The organism is Labilibaculum antarcticum (genome assembly GCF_002356295.1).
Lineage (GTDB): Bacteria > Bacteroidota > Bacteroidia > Bacteroidales > Marinifilaceae > Labilibaculum > Labilibaculum antarcticum.
Genome location: NZ_AP018042.1, coordinates 1,865,550 through 1,888,839 on the forward strand (window position 1 = coordinate 1,865,550; position 23,290 = coordinate 1,888,839).

Annotated in this window: 15 protein-coding genes and 3 tRNA genes; 8 read left to right on the forward strand and 10 right to left on the reverse strand. The window is 36.2% G+C overall.

What is annotated here, in order from left to right; all coding sequences use genetic code 11:
* Window positions 1-111 precede the first annotated feature (111 nt).
* Both hflX and ALGA_RS07290 read right to left on the reverse strand, forming a co-directional pair.
* On the reverse strand, window positions 112-1,338 hold the full coding sequence (gene hflX / locus ALGA_RS07285; protein WP_096428701.1) for a GTPase HflX: 1,227 nt from the start codon (window positions 1,336-1,338) through the stop codon (window positions 112-114).
* Window positions 1,339-1,563: 225 nt separating this feature from the next.
* A complete protein-coding gene (locus ALGA_RS07290) occupies window positions 1,564-2,247 on the reverse strand; it encodes an energy transducer TonB (RefSeq protein WP_096428702.1) in 684 nt (227 codons plus the stop codon).
* Window positions 2,248-2,829: 582 nt separating this feature from the next.
* On the opposite strand from ALGA_RS07290, the gene ALGA_RS07295 reads away from it, so the two are divergent.
* A tRNA-Ala gene (locus ALGA_RS07295) sits at window positions 2,830-2,903 on the forward strand.
* 569 nt (window positions 2,904-3,472) lie between these two features.
* On the opposite strand, the gene ALGA_RS07300 is transcribed toward ALGA_RS07295, so the two are convergent.
* On the reverse strand, window positions 3,473-5,695 hold the full coding sequence (locus ALGA_RS07300) for an APC family permease (RefSeq protein ID WP_096428703.1): 2,223 nt from the start codon (window positions 5,693-5,695) through the stop codon (window positions 3,473-3,475).
* Between the two features lie 212 nt (window positions 5,696-5,907).
* On the opposite strand from ALGA_RS07300, the gene ALGA_RS07305 reads away from it, so the two are divergent.
* The 3 genes from ALGA_RS07305 (at window position 5,908) to ALGA_RS07315 (ending at window position 10,149) form a co-directional block, all read left to right on the forward strand.
* Window positions 5,908-6,741, forward strand: a complete 834-nt coding sequence (locus ALGA_RS07305; protein ID WP_096428704.1) for an oxidoreductase — start codon at window positions 5,908-5,910, stop codon at window positions 6,739-6,741.
* 100 nt (window positions 6,742-6,841) lie between these two features.
* On the forward strand, window positions 6,842-7,912 hold the full coding sequence (locus ALGA_RS07310) for a lysylphosphatidylglycerol synthase transmembrane domain-containing protein (RefSeq protein ID WP_096428705.1): 1,071 nt from the start codon (window positions 6,842-6,844) through the stop codon (window positions 7,910-7,912).
* A 371-nt stretch (window positions 7,913-8,283) separates the two neighbouring features.
* Window positions 8,284-10,149 carry a DUF4114 domain-containing protein gene (locus tag ALGA_RS07315; RefSeq protein ID WP_096428706.1) on the forward strand — a complete coding sequence of 622 codons (1,866 nt, stop codon included), beginning with the start codon at window positions 8,284-8,286 and terminating at the stop codon, window positions 10,147-10,149.
* A 50-nt stretch (window positions 10,150-10,199) separates the two neighbouring features.
* On the opposite strand, the gene ALGA_RS07320 is transcribed toward ALGA_RS07315, so the two are convergent.
* From ALGA_RS07320 to ALGA_RS07340, 5 genes are all read right to left on the reverse strand, one after another.
* Window positions 10,200-11,177 carry a DUF6427 family protein gene (locus ALGA_RS07320; RefSeq protein WP_096428707.1) on the reverse strand — a complete coding sequence of 326 codons (978 nt, stop codon included), beginning with the start codon at window positions 11,175-11,177 and terminating at the stop codon, window positions 10,200-10,202.
* 89 nt (window positions 11,178-11,266) lie between these two features.
* The gene (gene purD, locus ALGA_RS07325) at window positions 11,267-12,538 is read right to left on the reverse strand and encodes a phosphoribosylamine--glycine ligase (RefSeq protein ID WP_096428708.1); all 1,272 of its coding nucleotides are present in this window, start codon (window positions 12,536-12,538) and stop codon (window positions 11,267-11,269) included.
* Between the two features lie 167 nt (window positions 12,539-12,705).
* Window positions 12,706-13,326, reverse strand: a complete 621-nt coding sequence (locus ALGA_RS07330) for a polysaccharide deacetylase family protein (protein ID WP_197705721.1) — start codon at window positions 13,324-13,326, stop codon at window positions 12,706-12,708.
* A complete protein-coding gene (locus tag ALGA_RS07335) occupies window positions 13,323-16,382 on the reverse strand; it encodes a glycosyltransferase family 117 protein (RefSeq protein WP_096428709.1) in 3,060 nt (1,019 codons plus the stop codon). The genes ALGA_RS07330 and ALGA_RS07335 overlap by 4 nt, the downstream gene beginning before the upstream one ends.
* Before the next feature lie 272 nt (window positions 16,383-16,654).
* A complete protein-coding gene (locus ALGA_RS07340; protein WP_096428710.1) occupies window positions 16,655-19,726 on the reverse strand; it encodes a glycosyltransferase family 117 protein in 3,072 nt (1,023 codons plus the stop codon).
* A gap of 171 nt (window positions 19,727-19,897) precedes the next feature.
* On the opposite strand from ALGA_RS07340, the gene ALGA_RS07345 reads away from it, so the two are divergent.
* Window positions 19,898-19,968: transfer RNA gene (locus ALGA_RS07345), tRNA-Gln, on the forward strand.
* A gap of 54 nt (window positions 19,969-20,022) precedes the next feature.
* Here the strand turns inward: ALGA_RS07345 and ALGA_RS07350 are convergent.
* Entirely contained in the window at window positions 20,023-20,394 is a 372-nt protein-coding gene (locus ALGA_RS07350) for a hypothetical protein (RefSeq protein WP_096428711.1), read from the reverse strand.
* Between the two features lie 156 nt (window positions 20,395-20,550).
* Between ALGA_RS07350 and ALGA_RS07355 the strand changes: the two genes are divergently transcribed.
* Window positions 20,551-20,621: transfer RNA gene (locus tag ALGA_RS07355), tRNA-Gln, on the forward strand.
* 30 nt (window positions 20,622-20,651) lie between these two features.
* Here the strand turns inward: ALGA_RS07355 and ALGA_RS07360 are convergent.
* Window positions 20,652-20,924, reverse strand: a complete 273-nt coding sequence (locus ALGA_RS07360; protein ID WP_096428712.1) for an acylphosphatase — start codon at window positions 20,922-20,924, stop codon at window positions 20,652-20,654.
* A 220-nt stretch (window positions 20,925-21,144) separates the two neighbouring features.
* Between ALGA_RS07360 and ALGA_RS07365 the strand changes: the two genes are divergently transcribed.
* Window positions 21,145-22,023, forward strand: coding sequence for a radical SAM protein (locus ALGA_RS07365; protein ID WP_096428713.1), 879 nt, complete (start codon window positions 21,145-21,147; stop codon window positions 22,021-22,023).
* Between the two features lie 114 nt (window positions 22,024-22,137).
* Window positions 22,138-23,283, forward strand: a complete 1,146-nt coding sequence (locus ALGA_RS07370) for an outer membrane beta-barrel protein (protein WP_096428714.1) — start codon at window positions 22,138-22,140, stop codon at window positions 23,281-23,283.
* Window positions 23,284-23,290: the final 7 nt, after the last annotated feature.

The following is a 23,290-nucleotide window of genomic DNA, read 5'->3' on the forward strand; positions in this document are numbered from 1 at the left end:
GGCCAATGAAAACAATTTCATTGGCCTTTGTATTATTTGCGAATAGCACTAACTTCACACGTACGAAACCCATTCGTACACTAACTAAAAACTAGTTATATTCCCTAAGGATTAATCCATCAAATTAGAATAATCCTGATATAAAAAACTATTATACGGAAATCGAGCTGAATGAATTTCCTTTACTACATCATAAACTACCTCGCGAAATTCCTCAATATTTTGCTTATGAATTGCCGAAATGAACAAACAAGGAGTATCTCCTTTTGCAATCCACATCTGCTTTAATTCCTCTAAACTATAATTCTCTTTGGTTTTCGGTAAAAGATCGTCCTCATCTTTTTTCACGTAAGTGAAAGCATCAATTTTATTAAAAACTAAGAATGTTGGTTTTTCACGCTTATCTATTTCGAGCATTGTTTCATTAACAACCTTAATTTGATCTTCGAAATTAGGGTGAGAAATATCAACGACATGTAAAATTACATCTGCTTCACGAACCTCATCCAAGGTTGATTTAAATGATTCGACCAAATTATGAGGCAATTTTCTTATGAATCCAACAGTATCGGCCAATAAAAATGGCACATTCTGAATAACTACTTTACGAACAGTAGTATCTAATGTTGCAAAAAGCTTATTCTCAGCAAACACTTCAGATTTACTAATCATGTTCATTAAAGTCGACTTGCCCACGTTGGTGTAACCAACCAAAGCAACACGAACCATTTTCCCGCGATTTTTACGCTGAGTTGCTTTTTGCTTATCAATTTTTATTAAATCTTCCTTAAGCTTGGATATTTTATCAAGAATTATTCTTCGGTCAGTCTCAATCTGTGTTTCTCCAGGACCACGCATACCTATTCCCCCACGCTGACGCTCAAGGTGAGTCCACATTCTTGTTAATCGTGGAAGTAAATATTGATACTGAGCCAACTCCACTTGAGTCTTAGCATTTGCTGTTTGAGCACGACTGGCAAATATATCGAGAATCAAATTTGTTCTGTCCAAAATTTTACGTTCCAATGCGCGCTCGATATTCCTTAGCTGTGACGGTGAAAGTTCATCATCGAATATTACCAATTTAATGTCCTTATTCTTTTCCAGATAATCAAGAATTTCCTCAAGTTTACCCGTTCCAACAAATGTTTTTGGATGAGGATAATCCATTTTTTGAGTGAAACGCTTAACCGTTTCTGCCCCAGCAGTTAAGGCTAGGAAATCCAGTTCGTCAAGATACTCCTTAACCAAACCTTCTGTCATATTTTTTGATTTGTCAATAACACCAATCAAAATCGCTTTTTCTACTTCTTTATCTAATATCAGCTTCTCTCCCATTTAATCAATTTGCAAAAAACAAAGGCTTAATTGCCTTTGCATAAAACTCTTTCCTAATTTAAAGACAGACAGCAAAGCCTATCTAAAAACAAATACAATTAACAAAGTACGGAAATTATTGGGCAAAAATAAACAATATTCAACAAAGCATCTGCGATTAAGGCATAAAAAAAGAGGCTCTGAAAAATCAGAGCCTCAAATATCTAGAATAACGATAGATTCAGTTTATTGCAATTGGAAGTTAATAGGTACAGTATAAGATACTTTTACCGCTTTACCTCGCTGCTTACCTGGCTTCCATTTAGGCATTTCACCAATTACGCGAATAGCTTCCTTGTCCAATGATGGATCAACTCCACGTACTACACGAATCTGCTCAACCTGCCCAACTTTGTTTACAACGAAAGTAACAAAAACACGACCGGTAATACCATTTTCCTGTGCAATTACAGGATATTTAACAGATTTAGCAATCCATTTCTGTAATTCCAAAGTTCCTCCTGGAAATTCAGGCATATCTTCTACAATCACAAAAACCTGAGCTTCATCTTCTTCTTCTTCTTCGGCTACAACCTGAATTTCAACTTCAGTATCCATGTCAGCGTCAGAATCTTCAATCTCTAGTTCATCCTCAATCTCCTCTTCATTGTCAACGATGTTCAAAACATCAGCAATTTTAGGAGCTGGTGGTGGTGGTGGTGGTGGCTTAACAGGTTCTTGTCTAGTAACAGGAATCATTTCCTCCTCTGCCTCCATCTCTTGTTGATCTTGCAGGCCAGTAGCTTCGCTAGAATCTACAGTCCATTCAAATGCAAGAAGTACAAAGGCAAGAGTAAGAGCCAGACCAATCTCAAGAAAAAGACCTCTCTTATTTTCAAGATCTGCTTTTGGTGACTTCTTAACTTCCATAATCTTCTTTTTATTTTCTTTTAATTTCAGCGCTTAAAACTAGGTAATTCAATTTTATAATCAAAATCCTTTTCAATTAGAAAACGATTTCGAGCCATAAAGATATAAAAAATAAAAGCAAACCGATTTTCCGAAGCAATAAATTTGATTCTCAGTCAGTAAACGATTGAGAAATCACATTTAAGATAGGAAGTTTGCAGTAATTTAAAGTAGGATAAAACCTCTGTGTATAAATGAACTATAAACTTAGTCGGTTTTTTCTTTATAGCCAATCTAAATTATAAATATCAAAAAAGTAGAGTGAAGAATCTATTGTGTTCGGACTCATCCTACCTATACACACACTATACATTGCTACCAATCAATTGTCTATTGACAAACAATTTTCGAACTAAAATAGATTCTTCACTCTTTTATCTTTACGTATACAATTTAAAAATGTTTGACTTTTGGAAAAAATCATCTTACATATGTTTTGAGATGTGTAATTTTCATCTATATTTGCAATCGAATTGAGATTTAGCTCATCCCGATACCTATCGGGAGCCAAGAGCATTAAACATTCTCTTTTTAATCAAAGTTGGGGGATTAGCTCAGTTGGCTAGAGCGTTTGACTGGCAGTCAAAAGGTCATCGGTTCGATTCCGATATTCTCCACATTAAAGATAAGGCGTTTAGGGGCTTCCACCCTTGGCGCTTTTTTTTTGCACTGTTTTGTCCTACTATGACGTTACACAAAAAGAAACACTATGGGAAAGACTCAAAAAAATCACGAATACGTAAGAATACGACTCTTTCGTGACTTCAAATTGCAATTCATTTATTTCTATTTTTCATTCAATTTTATACCTTACCGGATATAAAAAGAAGCTTCGGTACTCTACAATGCCCTTTCGGGTATAAATACCATCTCAAATATGGTATCCGAACATGAATCTCCGCCAGTCAGTAGAACTTGATTAGGAGAGTTACTCAGGAATTTAATTAATTGTCCCTACAAATAATCTTACCGATAAGAGATTCTCAGGAGTTAACAATCACATCACACTCTGTTTAACCTTAATTAACATTTTTTAGTGCTTTCAATCCAGATAGTTTTCATAAATTTGTATCATCCTTTCCGAGAGGATTAGGTTTTCATAGATTAAAATGGGTTAGATTGAAGTCCGGGGTGGTTCCCGGACTTTTTCATTTACAGCTATCCAAGGCTTACGACAAAAGCCAACCTACTCTATTGTTTTCTGGCTATTCGCATTGATAAACAATACATTGCCTAAAGAATCATATCCTTTAAAAAGTTCCTCTTTTTCATGCTTCAGCGCTTCACCTCTAAATCCAACAATCGTTAATCCGGCATCAGCCGAACGCTTATTGATTACCTCTTTGGCCGCAACATTTTCCTGTTCATGAATAATTTCGATATTCGAAGTTGTTATAGGCAGTCGGCCCGAAACGACCAGTTCATCCAATTGCTTTCTGGTTTCATTGGCCTGTTCCTTTTTGCAGATATTGAATATCTTAATGTCCGCCTTTTTCCAATCAGAATGACCCGCAATAATAAAACTAAGTAGAATCATCAGATTCGCATTGTCGGTATCCGAAGATTTAATCCAGACATGGATATTGTTTTTAAAATTAATCCTCCGTGAAGAACTGCCCAGAATACAGAAATCAAAATTACCTGCACGGGCTAATGAATAATTATCAATGATTAAATTCAAGCGATCAGGATTTTCTTTATTAAACTCGAAAATCACCATATTATTTTCCATTCCCGCCACACCAGGAAGCTGAATTGCTTGCGCTATCGCTGAAGTATAAGATGGCGAAATAATGGTATCGACGTAAACATGATTCTCTATTTTATCGAAACTTTTAATTAATCGATCCAATTCTTGCTGCGACTGCCGATAGGTAGCTTTCGAGTAATATCCCTCAATTCGATGCAAATAAGTTCCAAACCCATATTTGTACGATATCCAATTGAGAAGCTCAAAGGCTGTGTCCCTCTCAAAAGATTCTTTCGATATACAAATAGCACTTGGTCTCCATTCCCGGGTTTTTCTCTTTCTTGTTTTCTGTAAAAAAACCTGCATATTTCTATTTAGCTGATAAAGAGAATTTAAAAATATTGATTCCAGTCCATTTCTATTTTTATGATATCGATTAATAAACAAATAAAGTAATATCATTACTGATACCGCTGCTAATGCATACAAAAAGTTAATCTTGAACATCACCCATACTGATGTTATAAAGCCGATCAAAGACAACACCCACTTCGATTTAAAAGAAGGTCGGTAACTTGGCGATGATCCAAAATGATTTAAAACAGATATTAAACACAAGGAACCATAAGTCACCATAAAAAACATAGAAATAATTTGAGCAACTGCATTCACATCGCCTAAAACCACAAATACCATTGCAATTACGCAGGTAATTAATGATGCATTTATGGGTTCATTATCTGATTCTCTACCTTTTGCCAACCATTTATTCAATGGTTTAGAAGGAAAAGAACGATCGATTGATAGTGCTTGAAGTGTGCGTGGTGCAACCATTACTGAGCCTAATGCTGATGATATTGTTGATGCGGCCAAACCTAATGGAATTACCAAACTTCCGCCTATGGCAATTTTTGCCATTATCAACTGCTCTCCTATTAAATCGGCACTACTAACAGAAAATGCCAACTTATACACCACAAAAAAGTAAATAACCATTCCAATTAAAGTAGCCGAGGTTGTTCCCAAAGGAATTGATTTGGATGGATTTTTCAAATCTCCTGATAAACCAACTCCGGCAGTCATCCCTGTAAATGCGGGAAATATAATCGCAAATACAACAAAAAAGCTATCCGTATTCCTAAAGTCCGCATTCATCAAATTAAATTCGGAAACAGAAGCATGATCTGTTGTTCCCAAGAAAAATAGCAAGAGTGAAACCATTAATATGGCAATCACAAAATACAAAGCTTTCACACCTAGATTGGCTCCTTTTTTCAGAATTAGTATCGACAAGAAAAACATGGCGGGAACACTTATCACCTGTCGTGGCAATGCATACCCGAATGTGTTAAAAGCCCAGTTAAATACAGGTTCAAAAGCTTCTGTGAAAGCAATTACATAAAAAGCAACACTTATTGCCTGCGAAAAAAACAAGGCGATTCCTATTGTCGCACCAATATTTAGACCAAACGAACGGGAAATTATAAAATATTCTCCACCTCCTTCAACGCGTTTATTTGTTGCCAGCTCCGAAATAGCCAGAGCCGTTGGAATTGTTACCAAATGACCAAGAAGAACAACTAAGATTACGCCCCAAAAACCAAGAGTTCCAACGGCAAATCCAAAACGAAGAAATAAAATCGCACCTAATATGGTCGAAATAGCCGTAAAAAAGACCGGAGCAGTTCCAAATTTGTGAGAAGAAGAATTTGTGGGCATAGACTTTAAGTGTGAAAATTTGTTTATTAAAAATAACAAAAATTCACCATTAATAATGTGTACAATTGACTGATCTACGAAATAACACGAAGGTCTTAAAAATTATCACCACAATGCGGTTGAAATAAACTCATATTCTGTGTATCTTCTGATAATTTATTGAAAATGAAGAATGCATTAAAATCTGCAATAGGCTTACGATTCACTATTACATGAAAGAAAAAATTGTTTTAATCACGGGAGCTTCCTCTGGAATTGGCAAAGCCTCAGCTCTGCTTTTTCTAAAAAAAGGATACACCGTATATGCAACAGCTCCATCGACCAATGCAATGATGGATCTGGAGGCTAAAGGTGCACGAATTCTGCAACTAGATATCACTAATGCTGAAAATTGCAGGCAAGTTGTAAATCATATTTATAAAAAATCAGAACGCGTAGACATCTTAGTAAACAATGCAGGCTTTGGCCTATACGGCGCAATTGAAGATGTTCCTATGGCTGATGCACGACAGCAATTCGAGGTCAACCTTTTTGGTTTAATGCAACTTACTCAAATGATTCTACCCAAAATGAGAGTGAATTGTAACGGAAGAATTATTAATATCAGCTCTATACTTGGAAGAATGACACTTCCCATGGGTGGATGGTATCACGCATCAAAATATGCATTGGAAGGAATTTCGGATTGCCTCCGACAAGAGCTTAGATCATTTGGAGTGAAAGTAATTCTAATTAATCCTGGTGCAATCGAATCTGAATGGGCAGATATTGCCTTATCCAAAGCAATTGAATATTCAAAGAACACCGCTTATGGAACCATGACTGAACGGCTTGAGAACCTTCTTCTAAAATCAAGGAAAATTCAAGTAAAAACAGAGAAAGTTGCAGAAGTGATTGTGAATGCAAGCGAATCAAGAAATCCACGAATCAGATACATCGTACCCACACATGCTAAACTAATTTGGTTGCTTAGAAAAATTATCACCGAAAATAGTTTTGATTATTTTAAGAGAAGGTTCTTTAAATTTAATTATCCTTATAAATAATAGCATCCTCTATTTTAGAGTATTTTAACATTTACTTCATTAACAATTTGTAATCCAAACTCTTAAATTCCGTAAGTTTGGTATCCATAAAGATTAAAAAATGAGCATAAACCAACCAGCTAGTCAAAATAAACTGCTTAACGGTGTTCGTCCAAGTAGAATTGTATATCCTATTCTTATTGGAATCGCTGTTGTTGTTTATATGTTGGTAAAAGAGGTTGATGGCACAACTCTTTCTCTTATTGAGTTTTCATGGCATTCACTTTTTTGGATTTGTGTAGCACTAATCATGATGGTAATTCGTGATTTAGGCTATATGGCTCGATTACGTATTTTAACAGATGGAACATTCACATGGAGCAAATCCTTTCGGATAATCATGCTTTGGGAATTCACATCAGCAATAACCCCTTCGGCAATTGGTGGAACATCAGTAGCAATACTATACCTTAACAAAGAGGGCTTAAAAGTAGGTAAAAGTTCGGCCATCGTAATGTCTACTTCATTTCTAGATGAGCTGTATTTCATCCTCATGTTTCCTTTACTGATATTGTTTTTAGATGTCAACCAACTATTCATGACAGATGCTCCAGGACATTCTTTATGGCTGGAATCTCTTTTATATTTTGCTCTTATCGGGTATCTTGTAAAAGCAGGTTATTTTATTGTTTTAACCTATGGCTTATTTTGGAATCCAAGAGGATTGAAGTGGCTTTTACTTTGGATATTTAAACTCCCGATTCTTAGAAAGTGGAAACAGGGAGCAAACCAAGCAGGCACCGACATCATAGAAAGTTCGAAAGAACTGCGGAGAAAACCTTTTTGGTTCTGGCTGAAAGCATTCATGGCAACTTTTTGGTCGTGGACTGCCAGATACTGGGTTGTAAATGTAATTCTTCTTGCTTTCATATTTCAAGGATATAGTATTACAGAACATGTTATGATATTTGCAAGACAACTGGTAATGTGGATCATGATGCTGGTTAGTCCGACCCCTGGAGGAAGTGGATTTTCGGAATGGGTTTTTACAAAATATTTGGGCGATTTTCTTCCATCCGCAGGAGTTGCAGCAACTATGGCATTAATTTGGCGACTCATTTCATACTACCCTTATCTCTTAATTGGAGTCTTTATCCTTCCTAAATGGATCAAGAAACATTTTAGAAAATAAACTCAAACTAACTCTTCAGCAATTATTTTGCAATATCTCAATCAATAAACAAATATTTAAAAGCTCACATAACAATATACTATCCACTCACGTATACAATGCACTATCGTTTCAATAAAACAGGTGAAATACCAATGATTTATGAAGGTGAGAGACTATTCTAGACATTAAAAGAACGCTTTTAAAGATGTAGTAGTCAATACTTTTAGCAGAGTTACCAACAAGTCTTAGCGAGTATTCGTCAGTAAAAAAGATAGTTTCATCAAAACTTTTAAGTGTTTAACCATAATAAGACTTTACATTTAACACAAACAATGTAACTTGCAGCTTATAACACAAAAATCAGATTAAATTAATAACAACAAATAGTTATGAGGAAATATCTACTATTAATGATTGGTCTTTTCATAATTGTTTCTTCTTGTTCGGAGGATAATGATAACAATCAACAAATCGATCAAAAGAAAACAATTGAAGAAGGCATTTCAATCAACAACGATCCTGCGGATCTTTCCAGCAGAGTGTCTACTATGAATAAATTGGTTCAAATCAACAATCTTCCAACAGGAACTAAATCTGGGAATGAAGGAATTGAAATTGATTATACCAAAAACTACGCTTTTAAATTAAAAGCCGAAGTTGAAGCTCCTAAAGTAAAAGGTAAAGCAGTTCAAGCCACTCATGTTAAAATTATTGACGACATGGCATTTGTTTCCTATAATACTAAAGGAATTGAATATAGCGGCGGTGTTGATCTATTTGATATTTCGGATGAAGACAATCCCATATTACAAGCTCAAGTCTTACTTTCAGATATTGACGTTAGTGCAGTTGATTATTACGATGGTGTAATTTACCTTGTTGGTGCTTTGGATGAAAAAAGTGAAGGTTATACTCTTGAATCACCAGCAATATTATTGGCTTTGGAATTAAGCAATTCTAAAAAGATCATATCTACTACTGCATTAGTTGATCTACCTTCTTATGTTGGTACCGATGTTGAAATCGACGAAAATTACATTTATGCAACTAGTGGATCGGATGGAAAACTTACTATTCTTAAGCGTAGTGATTATTCTTTGGTAAAAGACATTGATATTAACGACGCCAGATCTTTAAGTAGTAATGCTGATAACATTTATACTTTAAGTGCTCCTCAACAAATTCGTACATTTACGAAAACTGATTTTACACCATTAACTGATATTCAAGTTACAGGCTCAGTAACAATCGATTCAAAAACTGAAATTGATGTAACTGATGAATATATTCTTGCTGCTTTAAATGTATCAGGATTAGATATTCGTAATTTAGATGGAAGTCTAAAAGAGCATTTCAATCGTCCGGCAACGCCTACAAATGGTCTTGACGAGAACTATGTAACCAACTCGGTATGCTTAAATGAAGAATTATTACTAATTGGTAATGGTGGTGCTGGTGTTTATGTTGGTGCCATGATTCCTGAGAATGAGAATAATGTTAGTCTGTTAGGAAGTATGGATTTTGGTACATCGGTAAACTTTGTTGAGTCAAGAGGAAACTATATTTTTGTTGCTGCCGGTACTGGTGGATTAAAAATTCTTACCATCGAACTGGACGAAGGTGAGCCAGAAATTGTAATTCCAACTAAACCTTGTGAAACTTTAGTAGATAACATTATTGAAATGTTTCCTGAAAGAAAAGATAATCGTAGTGCTAACGATGATTTATTTTCTGATGACAATAAATTAATTCTGAAATTAATCAAAGAATCTCCTGTATATTTAACTTTCATTGAGGAGAATGCAGGCTACAAAAATTCATTGGCATACTACACTTACGATGCAGAGAATCCTCCTGCAAGTGCTGACGAAATAGAGCTTCACATGCTTTTCCCTAATGCTTCCAAAGAAGAATCAGGAGGAGGCCTTAAAGCTGGAGATCGTGTTCAGTTAGGTGATGCTCCTTTTGCACAAAACACAGTAATCGGATTTTGCTTAATCGTAAACGGATGGAAAAATGGTGCTACTGTTGAAGGTATTTATCGTCATTACACCAATATTGCATGGAACAATGGAGAACAACAACATGTAATGTTCAAAGAAAAAAACTGCTTGGATATCGTATTGTGTTTCGAAGATGTTCAGTTACCTTCTGGTGACAAAGATTTTAACGACATTATTTTCACAGTGAATGATAACGAGGATGATGCTAATGTAGCAACAGCTTTTGACCTAACAAATATTGTGGAAAAATAAAATTAAACTTTCTATATGGAGTGCCATTTCTTAGGAAATGGCACTTTTTTTTATCCAATAAAGCGGATAAGAATACTTGAGATCACAAGAATGTAAAACAGAACCTCACCAATCCAAGAATGTTTTTGTAATACGAAATAGTGACTGGTAATATAGGTAACCGGAATAATACTGATAAAGTATTGCTCAACACCTGCCCCTTTAAAAAACAGAAAACTAAGAGCTGAAACGAGGAAAAAAGTCAACAAAACAATAAAGTATTTACGTGAACTAATCTTTTTCTCCTCGTAAACATTCAACATATACAAAGAAGACAGAACAACCAGAAATCCAAGAATTCCCCAGTAGGAATATTGGAATACAGACACAGCCCCTAAATGGTTATGAAATGAGAAAAGCTTACTGATTGTATGTAAGAATTCCGGAAGGTTTTCATTCCAAAAACACCAGGCAAACATCAAAAATATTGGAACAATAAAACCCATTAAACCAGCCAGAATTTCCTTACTCCGGAAATAACCGAATACTGCAAGTGTCATCAAAAACCATAGAATATATACACCTGCAAACAAATAAAACAGACTTGCCAATCCAATTAAGAAACCAACGTCAAAAGAGTTGGAAAGGGTTGCTGTACCTTGGTAAATTTTAAATACTCTATCAACGGAAAGAAACAGTACAAAAGCAGCAAATAATGACGGATGCATTCCTCCCAAGGCAATTGTTCCTGTGGCAATAAAAGCAAATACAAAGGCTGGCAAATCGGTTCGCTGCCGTATAAAAATATACTGTTCATTCAACCGAACCATTCCATAAGCCATCAATACAAGAAGAAGACAAGCAATGAGATTTAAAATGAAATCATTACCCGCTGTAAGGAATCTCAACAATTCATACAATGGCATTTGATCTTGTCCTGCCGTTAAGGATTCAGGGTGAAGAAACGCACCCATCCATAGCGATACAATAATAATCGGGACTAGTATCAGTAGAACAGAATGGCGGCCTTTAAGTGTTTTTAAGAGCATGGATTTTATCTTTTAGCATATTGCTAAACAAAGTAATAACTACCACTCAAATTTCAAATAAAATGAAGTGATAGTTAGTATACAAACAATTATTTTAAATCGAATCCAATATCTTTTCTGTAATATTTTCCTTCGAAGTTTATCAACTCAGCATTTTTAAAAGATTTATCCAAAGCAGACTGCATGGTATCGCCATATGAACTTACAGAAATAACACGACCTCCATTAGTTACAATATCATCACCCGAGAAGCTTGTTCCTGCATGAAATACAATACTACCTTCCACCTCATCTAATTTGGTAATGGCTTTGCCTTTTTCGTATGCTTCGGGATAACCTCCTGCAACCAACATCACTGTAGTTACCGTTCTGTCATCCATTTCGAAATGTACTTTATCCAATTCTTGTTTCGAAACAGCTTCCATCAATTCCAGTAAATCTGATTTGATTCTTGGAATGATTACCTCCGTTTCCGGATCGCCCATTCGCACATTGTATTCGATCACATAAGGATCTCCGCCAATGTTCATCAAACCAATAAAAATAAAACCTTTGTAAGGAATATTATCTTTCTGAAGACCTTCAATTGTTGGAACGATTACACGATCTTCTACTTTTTGCATGAAATCAGCAGTTGCAAAAGGAACCGGTGAAATTGCTCCCATACCACCGGTGTTCAAACCAGTATCTCCTAGGCCAATTCGTTTATAATCCTTTGCCTCGGCGAGCGTCTTGTAGTTTTTACCATCAGTTAATACAAACACCGACAACTCGATACCTGCCAAAAACTCTTCAATCACAACAGTACTGCTTGCATCGCCAAACATTCCTTCGATCATCTCTTTAAGGGATTGTTTCGCCTCGTTTAAATCAGAAATGATTAGAACACCTTTACCTGCTGCAAGACCGTCTGCTTTTAACACATAAGGAGCTTTTAGGCTTTCCAGAAAAGTAAAACCCTCCTCTAAATTTTCAGATGTGATACTTTTATATTTTGCGGTAGGAATATCATGTCGGAACATAAATTCCTTCGAAAAGTCTTTACTTCCCTCTAATTGAGCACCTAATTTTTCAGGACCAATTACGGGAATACTTTTGATAGCCTCATCGGCAAGAAAAAAATCATGAATTCCATTTACCAACGGATCTTCCGGGCCAACAACGACCATATTAATTCCTTTTTCAAGAACAAAATCTTTTATTTTTGCAAAATCGTTAGGATTAATATCTATGTTTTCTGCAATTGCAGCAGTTCCGGCATTTCCCGGAGCAACATATAATTTTTCCAATTTTTCACTTTGAACAAATTTCCATGCAAAAGCATGTTCACGGCCTCCGGAACCCAAAAGAAGTACTTTCATCTAATAGTATTAATTAGCAACCAATCCCACTTTGCTGTAAAGAAGTAAGCAAAACGAGAATTTTCAAATGGTTTTGGTTATAAAATGGTATTAATAGTTTGATCGAGAGCAAATTTACGTATTCAAATGCAGTTTACCTGATGGAAAAGAAATGTTTTTCTGATTTCTTATTTACAAACGTCAAACTCATAACCCTGAAGCTTCAATTCATCAATCAAGCGAGGTACTGCAAAACGCATATTCACCTCCGTTTTCTGATGATTGTGGAATGATATAATGGATCCGGGACGAACCGTTTTAAGAACATCCTTCAAACACTCTTCAGGAGTAATATCTTTCCGGTAATCGCCACTCAAAACATCCCACATAATAATCTTATACTCTGAAAGTAAGTGTTTTGCCTGAGATCTTTTTATTTGCCCGTAAGGTGGCCGAAATAATTTGGAATCTATTACATCTGAGGCCATAATTACATTCTCGATATAACGTTGTGTATTAACAGACCAGCCTTTTAAATGATTATAAGTATGGTTACCTACGGCATGACCAGCATCCAGAATTTTTTGAAATAATTCTGGATATTTATGCACATTCTCGCCTACGCAAAAGAAAGTAGCTTTTACATTCTTCTCCTTAAGCAGATTCAATGTCCACAAAGTAGATTCTGGAATGGGTCCATCATCAAATGTCAGATATACCTTTTTTGCTCCAGAATTGTATCGCCATATAAAGTCCGGAAATAAGATTTTGAATATCCCCGGAGCTCTCATCCATCTCAACTTCATCATCCTTTATAGCTTTCTAATAATCTCTTAAATTCCAATTCAATCTTTTTATTCAATTCCTTCTGATCGTATCTGTCTGTAATGCGATACAACTCCTGCAATAAAGCCAAATTCCTACTCTTTAACCGAGGGAATTGGGAAGTAGAAACCGGAGTTAGAGTCATGTAATAATCCAATTCCTGTACTAATCGCTGCGATATGGTTTGAATCATCTGATTGCCCTTCTCATACTCCGCAGCACGATAGTAGGACTGAGCCAAAAGAATGGACAAATAATCGAAAGGCACTTTCTCATTAGGCACCAATTCAACACATTTATCTATAACCAGCACCGCAGAATCTCTTTTCCCCTCATCCAATAAGCTTTCTGCTAGTCGCAGAAAATTATTTCTCATATTGGTACACAAACGGGAAGTGGTTTCATCGATATACACATCCGGATGGTTCATATTTCCCCATCTGAATTTATTCATCAGATTGGTATACATTACATCTGTATTTACACCACCTATCTGCATCTCTTCATTTTCATATTTGATCGGTACCAGTCGATAGGCAAAACCCTCCAACCTAAAATAATCTTCTAAGCCGTAATATCCGCTCGAAGGCACAGTTATGGAAAAATAGACAGGTCGTTTCCAATTGTTCTGAACCAACATATCGTAAAGAATCAAACCGCCTTTATCGATGTAGTTTGTTTTCACTTCCCATTCCATTTGATTCACAATTTTAACAGAATCCTTTTCTAAAAGAGTATTGGTCTTTAGGACTTGCTCCTTATCAATTAGAAGGCGAAATTTATTTGCCGGGAAATGATCAATTCGCTCGTCGTATCCGTATATTTTTTTTGTACTTTCCTTGTCGCTCGCAACATATTCAACCGCATCTTTCAAATCCAATCCTCCATTTTTTTCAACATAGGCCTTTAAGCGAGGATCATCAAGAACATAAACCACATCGCGGTTTCCCATCAGGTATTTATCCTGACCAAGAGATATCGGCAAAGGATCTGAATCGTAATTCTTTCGCTTCATCTGGTCAATGTACCAATCGGTAGAAAGATAACTTAGATTACAAACACGAACATCTGTTCTGACTCCTTCCACCTCTTGCAGATACCATAAGGGGAAAGTATCATTATCGCCCATGGTAAATAGGATTGCATTTGGCTCACAGGAATTCAGATAATCGTAGGCTAAATCTCTTGCTACATATCGATCCGATCGGTCATGATCGTCCCAATTTTGTTGTGCAAACAATGCTGGAACTGCCAAAAAGCAAAGAGTGAATGCGACAGGAATGGCAAGTGTATCCTTCCGAAGTACTTTTTTAGAAATCTGAACCACTGCAAGGAATCCTAAGCCGATCCAAATAGTAAAAGCGTAAAATGATCCTGCGTAAGCATAATCACGCTCGCGTGGCTGCAAGGGAGGCTGATTTAGGTACACTACAATGGCTAATCCTGTTAATATAAACAGCAAAAAAACCACGAAAAAATCCTTCTTCCCGTTCGTACTTTTTTTGTACTGATAAAGTAATCCGGCCAAGCCCAACAAAAGCGGTAAAAAGTAGTATGTATTGTTTCCTTTATTTTTAGTCATGTGCTCAGGCCTAAGGCTCTGATCACCTAATCGATAATTATCTATGAATGGAATTCCTGAAATCCAGTTGCCTTCAATAACGCCGCTATAGGATTGTCGATCGGACTGACGGCCCGCAAAATTCCACATAAAATAGCGGAGGTACATGTAATTGACCTGATAGCTAAAAAAGAAATCCAGATTCTGTGCAAAGCTTGGTTTTGTTTTCTGATCAGCCTTTAGACCAGTCCATTTGGCATACTCTTCGGGATTTTTACCCGTCATCCCCTTGGTGTACATTCTTGGGAACACCGTTTTGTGGGAACTACTATAGTTTGGTTTCCTTGGCGTGTAAGAAACTACATATTTCCCGTCCTTTTTAATGTAAACATCTTTGCCGTCTACGTAATTCTCTTTTTCATCATACGGAGCATTAAAATATTCCCCATACACCAAAGGATTATCGCCATACTGTTCTCTGTTCAGATAGTAAAGTAAAGAATATAGATCCTCGGGATTGTTCTGATCTAAACCAGGATTAGCTGCCGATCGAATCATTATTAATGAATAGGACGAATATCCAATTAGGACAACTGTTAGTGCAGTAAGTAAAGTATTCAGGACTACTTTGCCATGCGAAATAGTATATCGAATGCCCCAAACAAGAGCCGAAATCAGTAAAAGAATAAAAATATAGGCCCCTGAATTAAAAGGCAGACCCATTACATTCACGAAGAATAAATCGAAAGCAAAAGCCACTTTTACCACACCTGGAATGATAATATACATTGCACCACCCAAAAGAAGTAAAGCAACGCCCAATGCCTTTAAAACTCCAATCCTGCTTGGTTCGTGCTTCTTAAAATAGTATACCATTACAATGGCCGGAATTGCCAACAAATTTAGAAGGTGAACTCCAATTGACAAGCCCATTAAGTAAGCAATCAGAATTAACCATCTGTTTGCATAAGCCTTGCCTTCTTCGTTTTCCCATTTTAAGATGCACCAGAAAACAACTGCTGTAAACAGCGAAGATGTAGCATAAACTTCTCCTTCAACGGCTGAAAACCAAAACGTATCAGAAAAAGCGTAAGCCATGGCTCCAATAAATCCGGTTCCTACAATTGTCCATATCTGAGATCCAGATATTTCTTCACCAGTAACAACAAGTTTCTTAGCCAAATGGGTGATTGTCCAAAATAAAAACAGAATTGTAAAAGCACTGGCTAATCCAGACATGGAATTTACTAGTAAAGCAACATTTTCGGTTCCTGAAGCAAACAGGGAGAAAAAACGGGCCATTAGCATAAAAAACGGTGCTCCCGGAGCGTGTCCAATTTCTAATTTATATGCGGAAGTAATAAATTCTCCACAATCCCAAAAACTAACAGTAGGTTCAAGGGTTAAAAAATAGACAACAGCAGCTATTGCAAAGGCTATCCATCCGACAATAATATTTGTTTTTTGGTACTTACTCATTTGTTATCAAAATATAAGGTTAGCTTTTTTTGGTACAGACAGCGAAGTTACCACTTTTGCCAAAAAGAATTGATTTGTATTATGTGAAAAAAACTTAACAAACAATCAGTCCTGCGACTAATTAAGAGAAGCAATATTCTTTTTTTACAGACGAATGCATTGCAATAGTTTGTGGAAACCAATATTAGTTTGATTTATCAATACGGAAAACAGCACAAAAAAAATGACTGCCTTTACACAAAGACAGCCATCCTAATTGTATTTTAAATCTTTTACTCCCCAGAAGCAGCCGTAAAAAGCAATTCAAATTTTAATTGCAAATCTTCCCTCAGCTTAGTTTGTTCACCCATATCAGCTAAGCCCAAAAGCATCTGTACAACTCGTACTTCACGTTCCTGCTCAGATTTAAATGCGTTTGCACGTTGAGCATCCAAACTTAAGAAGTAATTCATTTTATCGTAAGATTGCTGTGCCATATCCGACAACAAGGCATTTGCTTTATCAGTTGCATTTGCACGGTAATATTCCTGAATAAATCCGATTAGTGTATTATCGAATGGTATTTTATTGGTTGGCAGTTCTTCCATGCATCTATCCAGAATATCAATGGCTTTTTCTCTTTTTCCTTGATCGTTTAAAGCACTGGCCAAACGACAGTAATTTGATCTAAACGACATGATATTCACCGTCAAAATATGAAATTGATCGACATACACATCAGGATCTTTTATTCCACCGAAAGTGAATTTATTCATGTAGTTATCATACAGTAACTCTGTGTTTATATGACCATATTCATTTCGCTCGGGTTTCGTTTCAATAGGTACCAAACGATAAGCGGCTCCTTCCAACTGGAAATATTTCTCCAAACCAAGGAAACTATCAACACCCATTCCAACCGAGAAGTAAATAGGACGATCCCAATTGTTATTTGCAATGATATCGTAAACCATGATGTCATTTTTATACAGGTAACTTCTCTTGATCTTCCACTCTAACTTGTCAACAATTAAATCAGCATCTTCGGGCTGAACCGTTCCATTGGCAAGCACTTTAAGCGAATCAACAGGAACATAAACATCTCTACCAGGGAAATAATTCAGCTTTTTACCCGATTGGGTTTCTACCATTGTAGCATCATTATCACTTCCCACGAATTTTATCATCTCACTCAAAAGCTCTTGCCCTTTTAATCGTTCCACAATAGGAACCTGATCGCGAATACCTGGCTCTACCTTATCCGCGGTAAGCGACATCGGAATTAGATCGGAATCGTAAGCCTTGGTCCTCATCTGATTGATGTACCAATCGCCAGCCAACAAACTCAAGTTAACGATCCTTATATCTCTTCGGATTCCTTCTACCTCCTGCGCATACCAAAGCGGGAAGGTATCGTTATCGCCATAGGTAAACAAAATAGCATCGGGGTCACACGAATTCAAATAATTTGTCGCGTAAGCCAAAGTAGCATATCTACCTGATCGATCGTGATCATCGGAATTTTGCTGAGCCAATAAACCTGGAACGGCAACTAAACAGACAGCAGTTACTGCTCCTGCGGTAAGAACAGATGGTCCTTTTTTACTGAGCCATTGATACAAGCCCATTACCCCAAATCCAATCCAAATTGCAAATGCATAGAACGAACCTGCATACGCATAATCACGTTCGCGGGGTTGATAAGGTGCCTGGTTTAAGTAAACAACAATTGCCAATCCTGTAAAAATAAAAAGCAATAACACCACAAAGAAGTCTTGTTTCCCTTCCTTACTCGATTTATAATGATAGAGTAAGCCGATCAGACCCAATAAGAAAGGCAAGAAGAAGTAAGTATTTCTTGATTTCTTATTTGCCATTTCAGGATACAATTTGTCCTGATTTCCAACTTTCATTTCATCGATAAAAGGAATACCCGAAATCCAGTTTCCATGCAAAATATCTCCATGTCCCTGAATATCATTCTGCCGACCCACAAAATTCCACATAAAATAACGCCAGTACATATGGTTCACCTGATAGGATAGGAAGAACTTGATGTTTGACCCAAAACTTGGTTTATAAACCGTTTCACCATCGCCAACCTGAATTGGATTGTTCTTTTTTACATCTCCCCAGTATTCGTATTCATGAACATGATTTGCTCGGGAACTGTACATTCGAGGAAATATGGTATTAAATCTTGAATCAAATTTATATTGCTGTTTGTGAGAAGCAACAACATACCTGTCCTTATTATTTTTATCCTTTTTCTGAATATAAACGGGCTTGGTTTCCACCAGATCAACTGCAGGAGCATTGTAATACTCACCATATACCAAAGGACGATCACCATATTGCTCTCGATTCAGATAGGAAAGTAAAGCAAATACGTTATCCGGATTATTTTCATCCATAGGTGGATTTGCCGAAGAACGAATCACAATCATGGAAAAAGAAGAATAACCAATCATGATCACCACAAAGGCGGTTACTATCGTATTTAAAACAACCATTCCGCGCTTAATGGAGAAATTAATCAACCAAACTACAAGTGCGATAAGTGCTGCCGCATAAAACATCACGCCAGTGTTATAAGGCAAACCAAATTCATTTACGAACAACAACTCGAACCATGATGCGATGGAAATTACTCCTGGAATGACACCATACATAATCACTCCCAAAATAAGAACCGAAAGTGAAAATGCTGCTATTATTCCGTTGCGGGTAGGCTTGTATTTTTTAAAATAGTAAACAAATATTATAGCAGGAATAGCCAAAAGATTCAGCAAGTGAACACCAATTGACAGTCCCATTAAGTAAGCAATTAGAATGATCCAACGATTTGCATACTTTTCATTTGCCACATTTTCCCATTTCAGAATTGCCCAAAAAACAACTGCTGTAAACAAGGATGACAAAGCATACACCTCTCCTTCAACAGCCGAAAACCAAAAAGTGTCTGAGAAAGTATAAGCAAGTGCTCCTACCATTCCGGCGCCCATTACCGCGATTAAATTTCCTTTTGAGATTTCCCCCTTTACAGCAACCAATTTTTTGGCAAGATGTGTAATTGTCCAAAACAAAAACATGATCGTAAAAGCAGATGCTAATGCCGACATTGCATTTACCATCAAAGCCACCTGAGCCGGACTTGGGGCAAAAAGAGAGAAAAAACGCGCTATAATCATGAATAAAGGTGCTCCTGGAGGGTGTCCAACCTCTAATCCGTATGCTGTAGTAATAAATTCGCCACAATCCCACAAACTGGCTGTAGGTTCCATGGTAAACAAGTAGGTAAGTGCGGCAATGGCAAAGGCTACCCAGCCTAACACATTGTTAACCACATTGTAATTAGATTTCATCTTGTGTGTATTTTTGTTTATTATATTCGATACGTAGGATAATATTTGGAACGAAAATAGTCAATTTAAATAGTTCCCCCGAATTCTATTTGAAAATTTTACATTTTTTGTTTGAGCAGATAAAAAAAGTATTATATTTGCACTGTTCTTAGAAAAAAGAACGATTATAATTGTCCCATGGTGTAATGGTAACACACCTGTTTTTGGTACAGGCATTTAAGGTTCGAGTCCTTATGGGACAACAAGAAAAAAGCTTCGAAATATTTCGAAGCTTTTTTTCATTCTATCCTTTATGTTTATTTCTCGACAACTCTCTCAAACTTAAAGCTGCCCGATACTCCCTGATCATCCAAACTATCTCCTTCTATTGTAGTTTCATTAATCAACATCCCATCCCAGGAATCCAATTCGTAACGAATATCAAAATCGGAATGAATAACATCATACTCAATTGCCTTTAATTGAATTCTATTTAGATTTATCTCTCCTTCCAGTTTTTCCTGAATCATAAAAGGTTCATCATCCTCGACATTTTCCGAAAAAATGATCTTTCCACTCAATTTTTTTCCATTCTGAGTCAATAAAAGCTCCCCTTTAGCACTTCCATAGCCGTAATCTTCCTCGTAAATCCACTTTCCTGTTAATGATTCTATTTTTTTTTGTTCCATTTTTTTTTCCTTTCAAATTGACTATCAGAATAATTACAATTACACTACAACAACAACAATGCAAAGCTTGCAATTTTTTTGCATTTTTTGGTTTTGACTAATAAATATTTCTACTATATTTGCAACGTCTTAGTCAAAAAATGACAGACAAGTAATTGTCCCATGGTGTAATGGTAACACACCTGTTTTTGGTACAGGCATTCAAGGTTCGAGTCCTTGTGGGACAACACAAGCTTCTGATTTTATCAGAAGCTTTTTTATTTTATTACAAAACCAACAAAATCCTGATCGGGTAAATTACAAATATAAATATCCTTCACTTTAACCCTATCCGGGCCTTTTCTGCACCACTCACAAAACAATTCAACCGCTAAATTTGTTCCAACCGCTTCGACATAAACTGTACCATCCGGCTGATTCCTCACAAAACCTCTTACACCAAAACGATCTGCTGCTTCTTTAGCTTGATACCGATATCCTACATTCTGTACCTTACCCGACACTTGTATACTTACCGATTTTCCGTCCATATTGTTGCATTTTCCTCACAAGATAGAATTTTAAAATGATGAATTAAGAGTTATAAATTAATAATTAAAACACATCTCTGCCTATCATCTTAAGTAAAAAGGGAGAATTACATATCAAAAGTTTTAAATCTTGCTCGAGATTTTTACTTTATCCTTGAACCTTGTTACTTTCTCCTTGCATCCTTGTTCCTTTTTCCCTGAATCTTGATACTTTTGCCTCATGATCAATTATCACGAACCATTATTTCGCCCCCCTAGCGAGGCTCATTCCTTAATTATTCAGGCAACATTAGGCTGTGCATGGAACAAGTGTGCTTTTTGTGAAATGTATAGCAGCAAAAAATTCCAAGCTCGTAAAGAGGAAGATATTTTTGCTGATATCGAGAGTATGTCTCCCTATTCAAATCAGTATCGCAAGGTATTTTTGGCAGATGGAAACGCCATGGTACTTTCTTTCGATAAGCTTTCACGGATATTGGATCAACTAAATGCAACTTTTCCACGACTAACTCGAGTTTCGGCCTACGCAATATCTAAAGACATTGAAGCCAAAACTGATACGGAACTACGGACTTTGGCTGAAAAAGGCCTGAAACTACTCTATGTAGGCATAGAATCGGGAGATGATGAGCTTTTAAAGGCGATTGACAAAGGAGAAAATTTTGAAAGCACAAGCCACGCCTTGCAACGTGCCCGAAAAGCAGGCATTAAACTTTCGGTGATGATACTAAATGGCCTGGGTGGCAAAAACTTCTCCCAACAACACGCCATTAACTCAGCCAAAATAGTCAACAAAATACAACCCGAATTTCTTTCAACGCTTGTTCTTAGCTATCCTTATGGTGAAGATCATTTTATTAAAAAATTCAATGGCGAGTTTATTCCTCTCAATACAATAGAATTAATCGCCGAAATGAAAGTCTTTATCGAGAACCTGGAATTGACTCAGTCTATTTTCAGAAGCGACCATGCTTCCAATTACTTAATTTTACGAGGTAACTTTCCTCGAGACAAGCAAGAAATGCTGAATCGCATTAATAGTGTTTTGGATGATCCGGAAAACGCACAGCTAAGACTTGAGTGGATGAGGGGATTGTAGAAACACAATTAGCATTCTTAGAAGAAAGTTATTTTTACATATTATAAATAAAGGTTAAATCGTTTATCTGATTAAAAAAAATCTGATATTTAACGTAAATAAATTTAACCTAGTATGATTAAACACATCCTAATCCTTCTTCTAACTCTTTCCTATCTTACATTAACAGCCCAAGAATTCAAGGGTCAATTAATTGATAATGATGGTGCCAGCAAAAAAGTATATCTTCTCGACCCATACAAAAAAAGCAATTACGAGTCCATTTTATTTTATCGTTATGGCCAGCCCACCAAGCTATACGCCTCTGATTATAGACGAGCAGTATTCTCGGATGACCTTATTTATACTTCAATAAAAGTTGAAGAATCAAATGAAAAAGTTTGGGCCCAACTGCATTTTGAAAGTGAATTAATAAAACTGTATTTGAGATATAATAATTACTATCTAGAGACTAACAATCAGGTAATGGATATTAGTAAATCTCAAAATTTAGAATCTCTCCAACTTCCCGATCAGCTTAAAAAACGATGGGGACAAGCTCTAAAAGAGTCAAAATCACTTCCATTTAAAAAAGTCAAAACGATATTAAAAGAATACCACAAGCAGGAAAAGATTAAGTACAGGAGTTATTTCAACAAACGTCAATCAAGTATGAAAATTGAAGTTGAAGTTGGAATTGGCCTGAATGTCTCTAAAGCAAATATTAACAAATCAAACACTGAACAATTTAGAGTGAATATTATTTCACCACGTTTATTTGCAAACTGTCGGATTTATTTACCACGAGTTATGGAAAACTCATTTGCTGGCATTGGCATTAGTATACTAAAATACAGTATGGAAGAAGACATTCATAAACGTTTTGCCAATAGTGATAATTATTATGAATCAGAGATGAAATTCCTTCAAGTGGCTATTCCATTATCTTTTAACATGAAAATTGCATCGTTAAACAACTTCGACATATATGCTAAAGCTGGTGCTAAAATATATTTCAATATTGGTGATAACGGAACTCTAAATACAGAATACAAAATAGAGAATATTGTTCGGCCAGAACAACAAGAACTGCAGCTTGCAAAAAAAGATGGTTTAGCACCTATTGCCGGTTTTCTAATTGATAAGAAATTTGGCAAACAACAATTCAGTCTTTCTCTTCAATACGAACACTATATGGAAAGTGGAGCCAGCTCAACTGAAATACCTGAGGTTGTGTTAAACAATTCTGCAATTACTATTGGTTTAGCTATGAAATTTTAACCTGCCC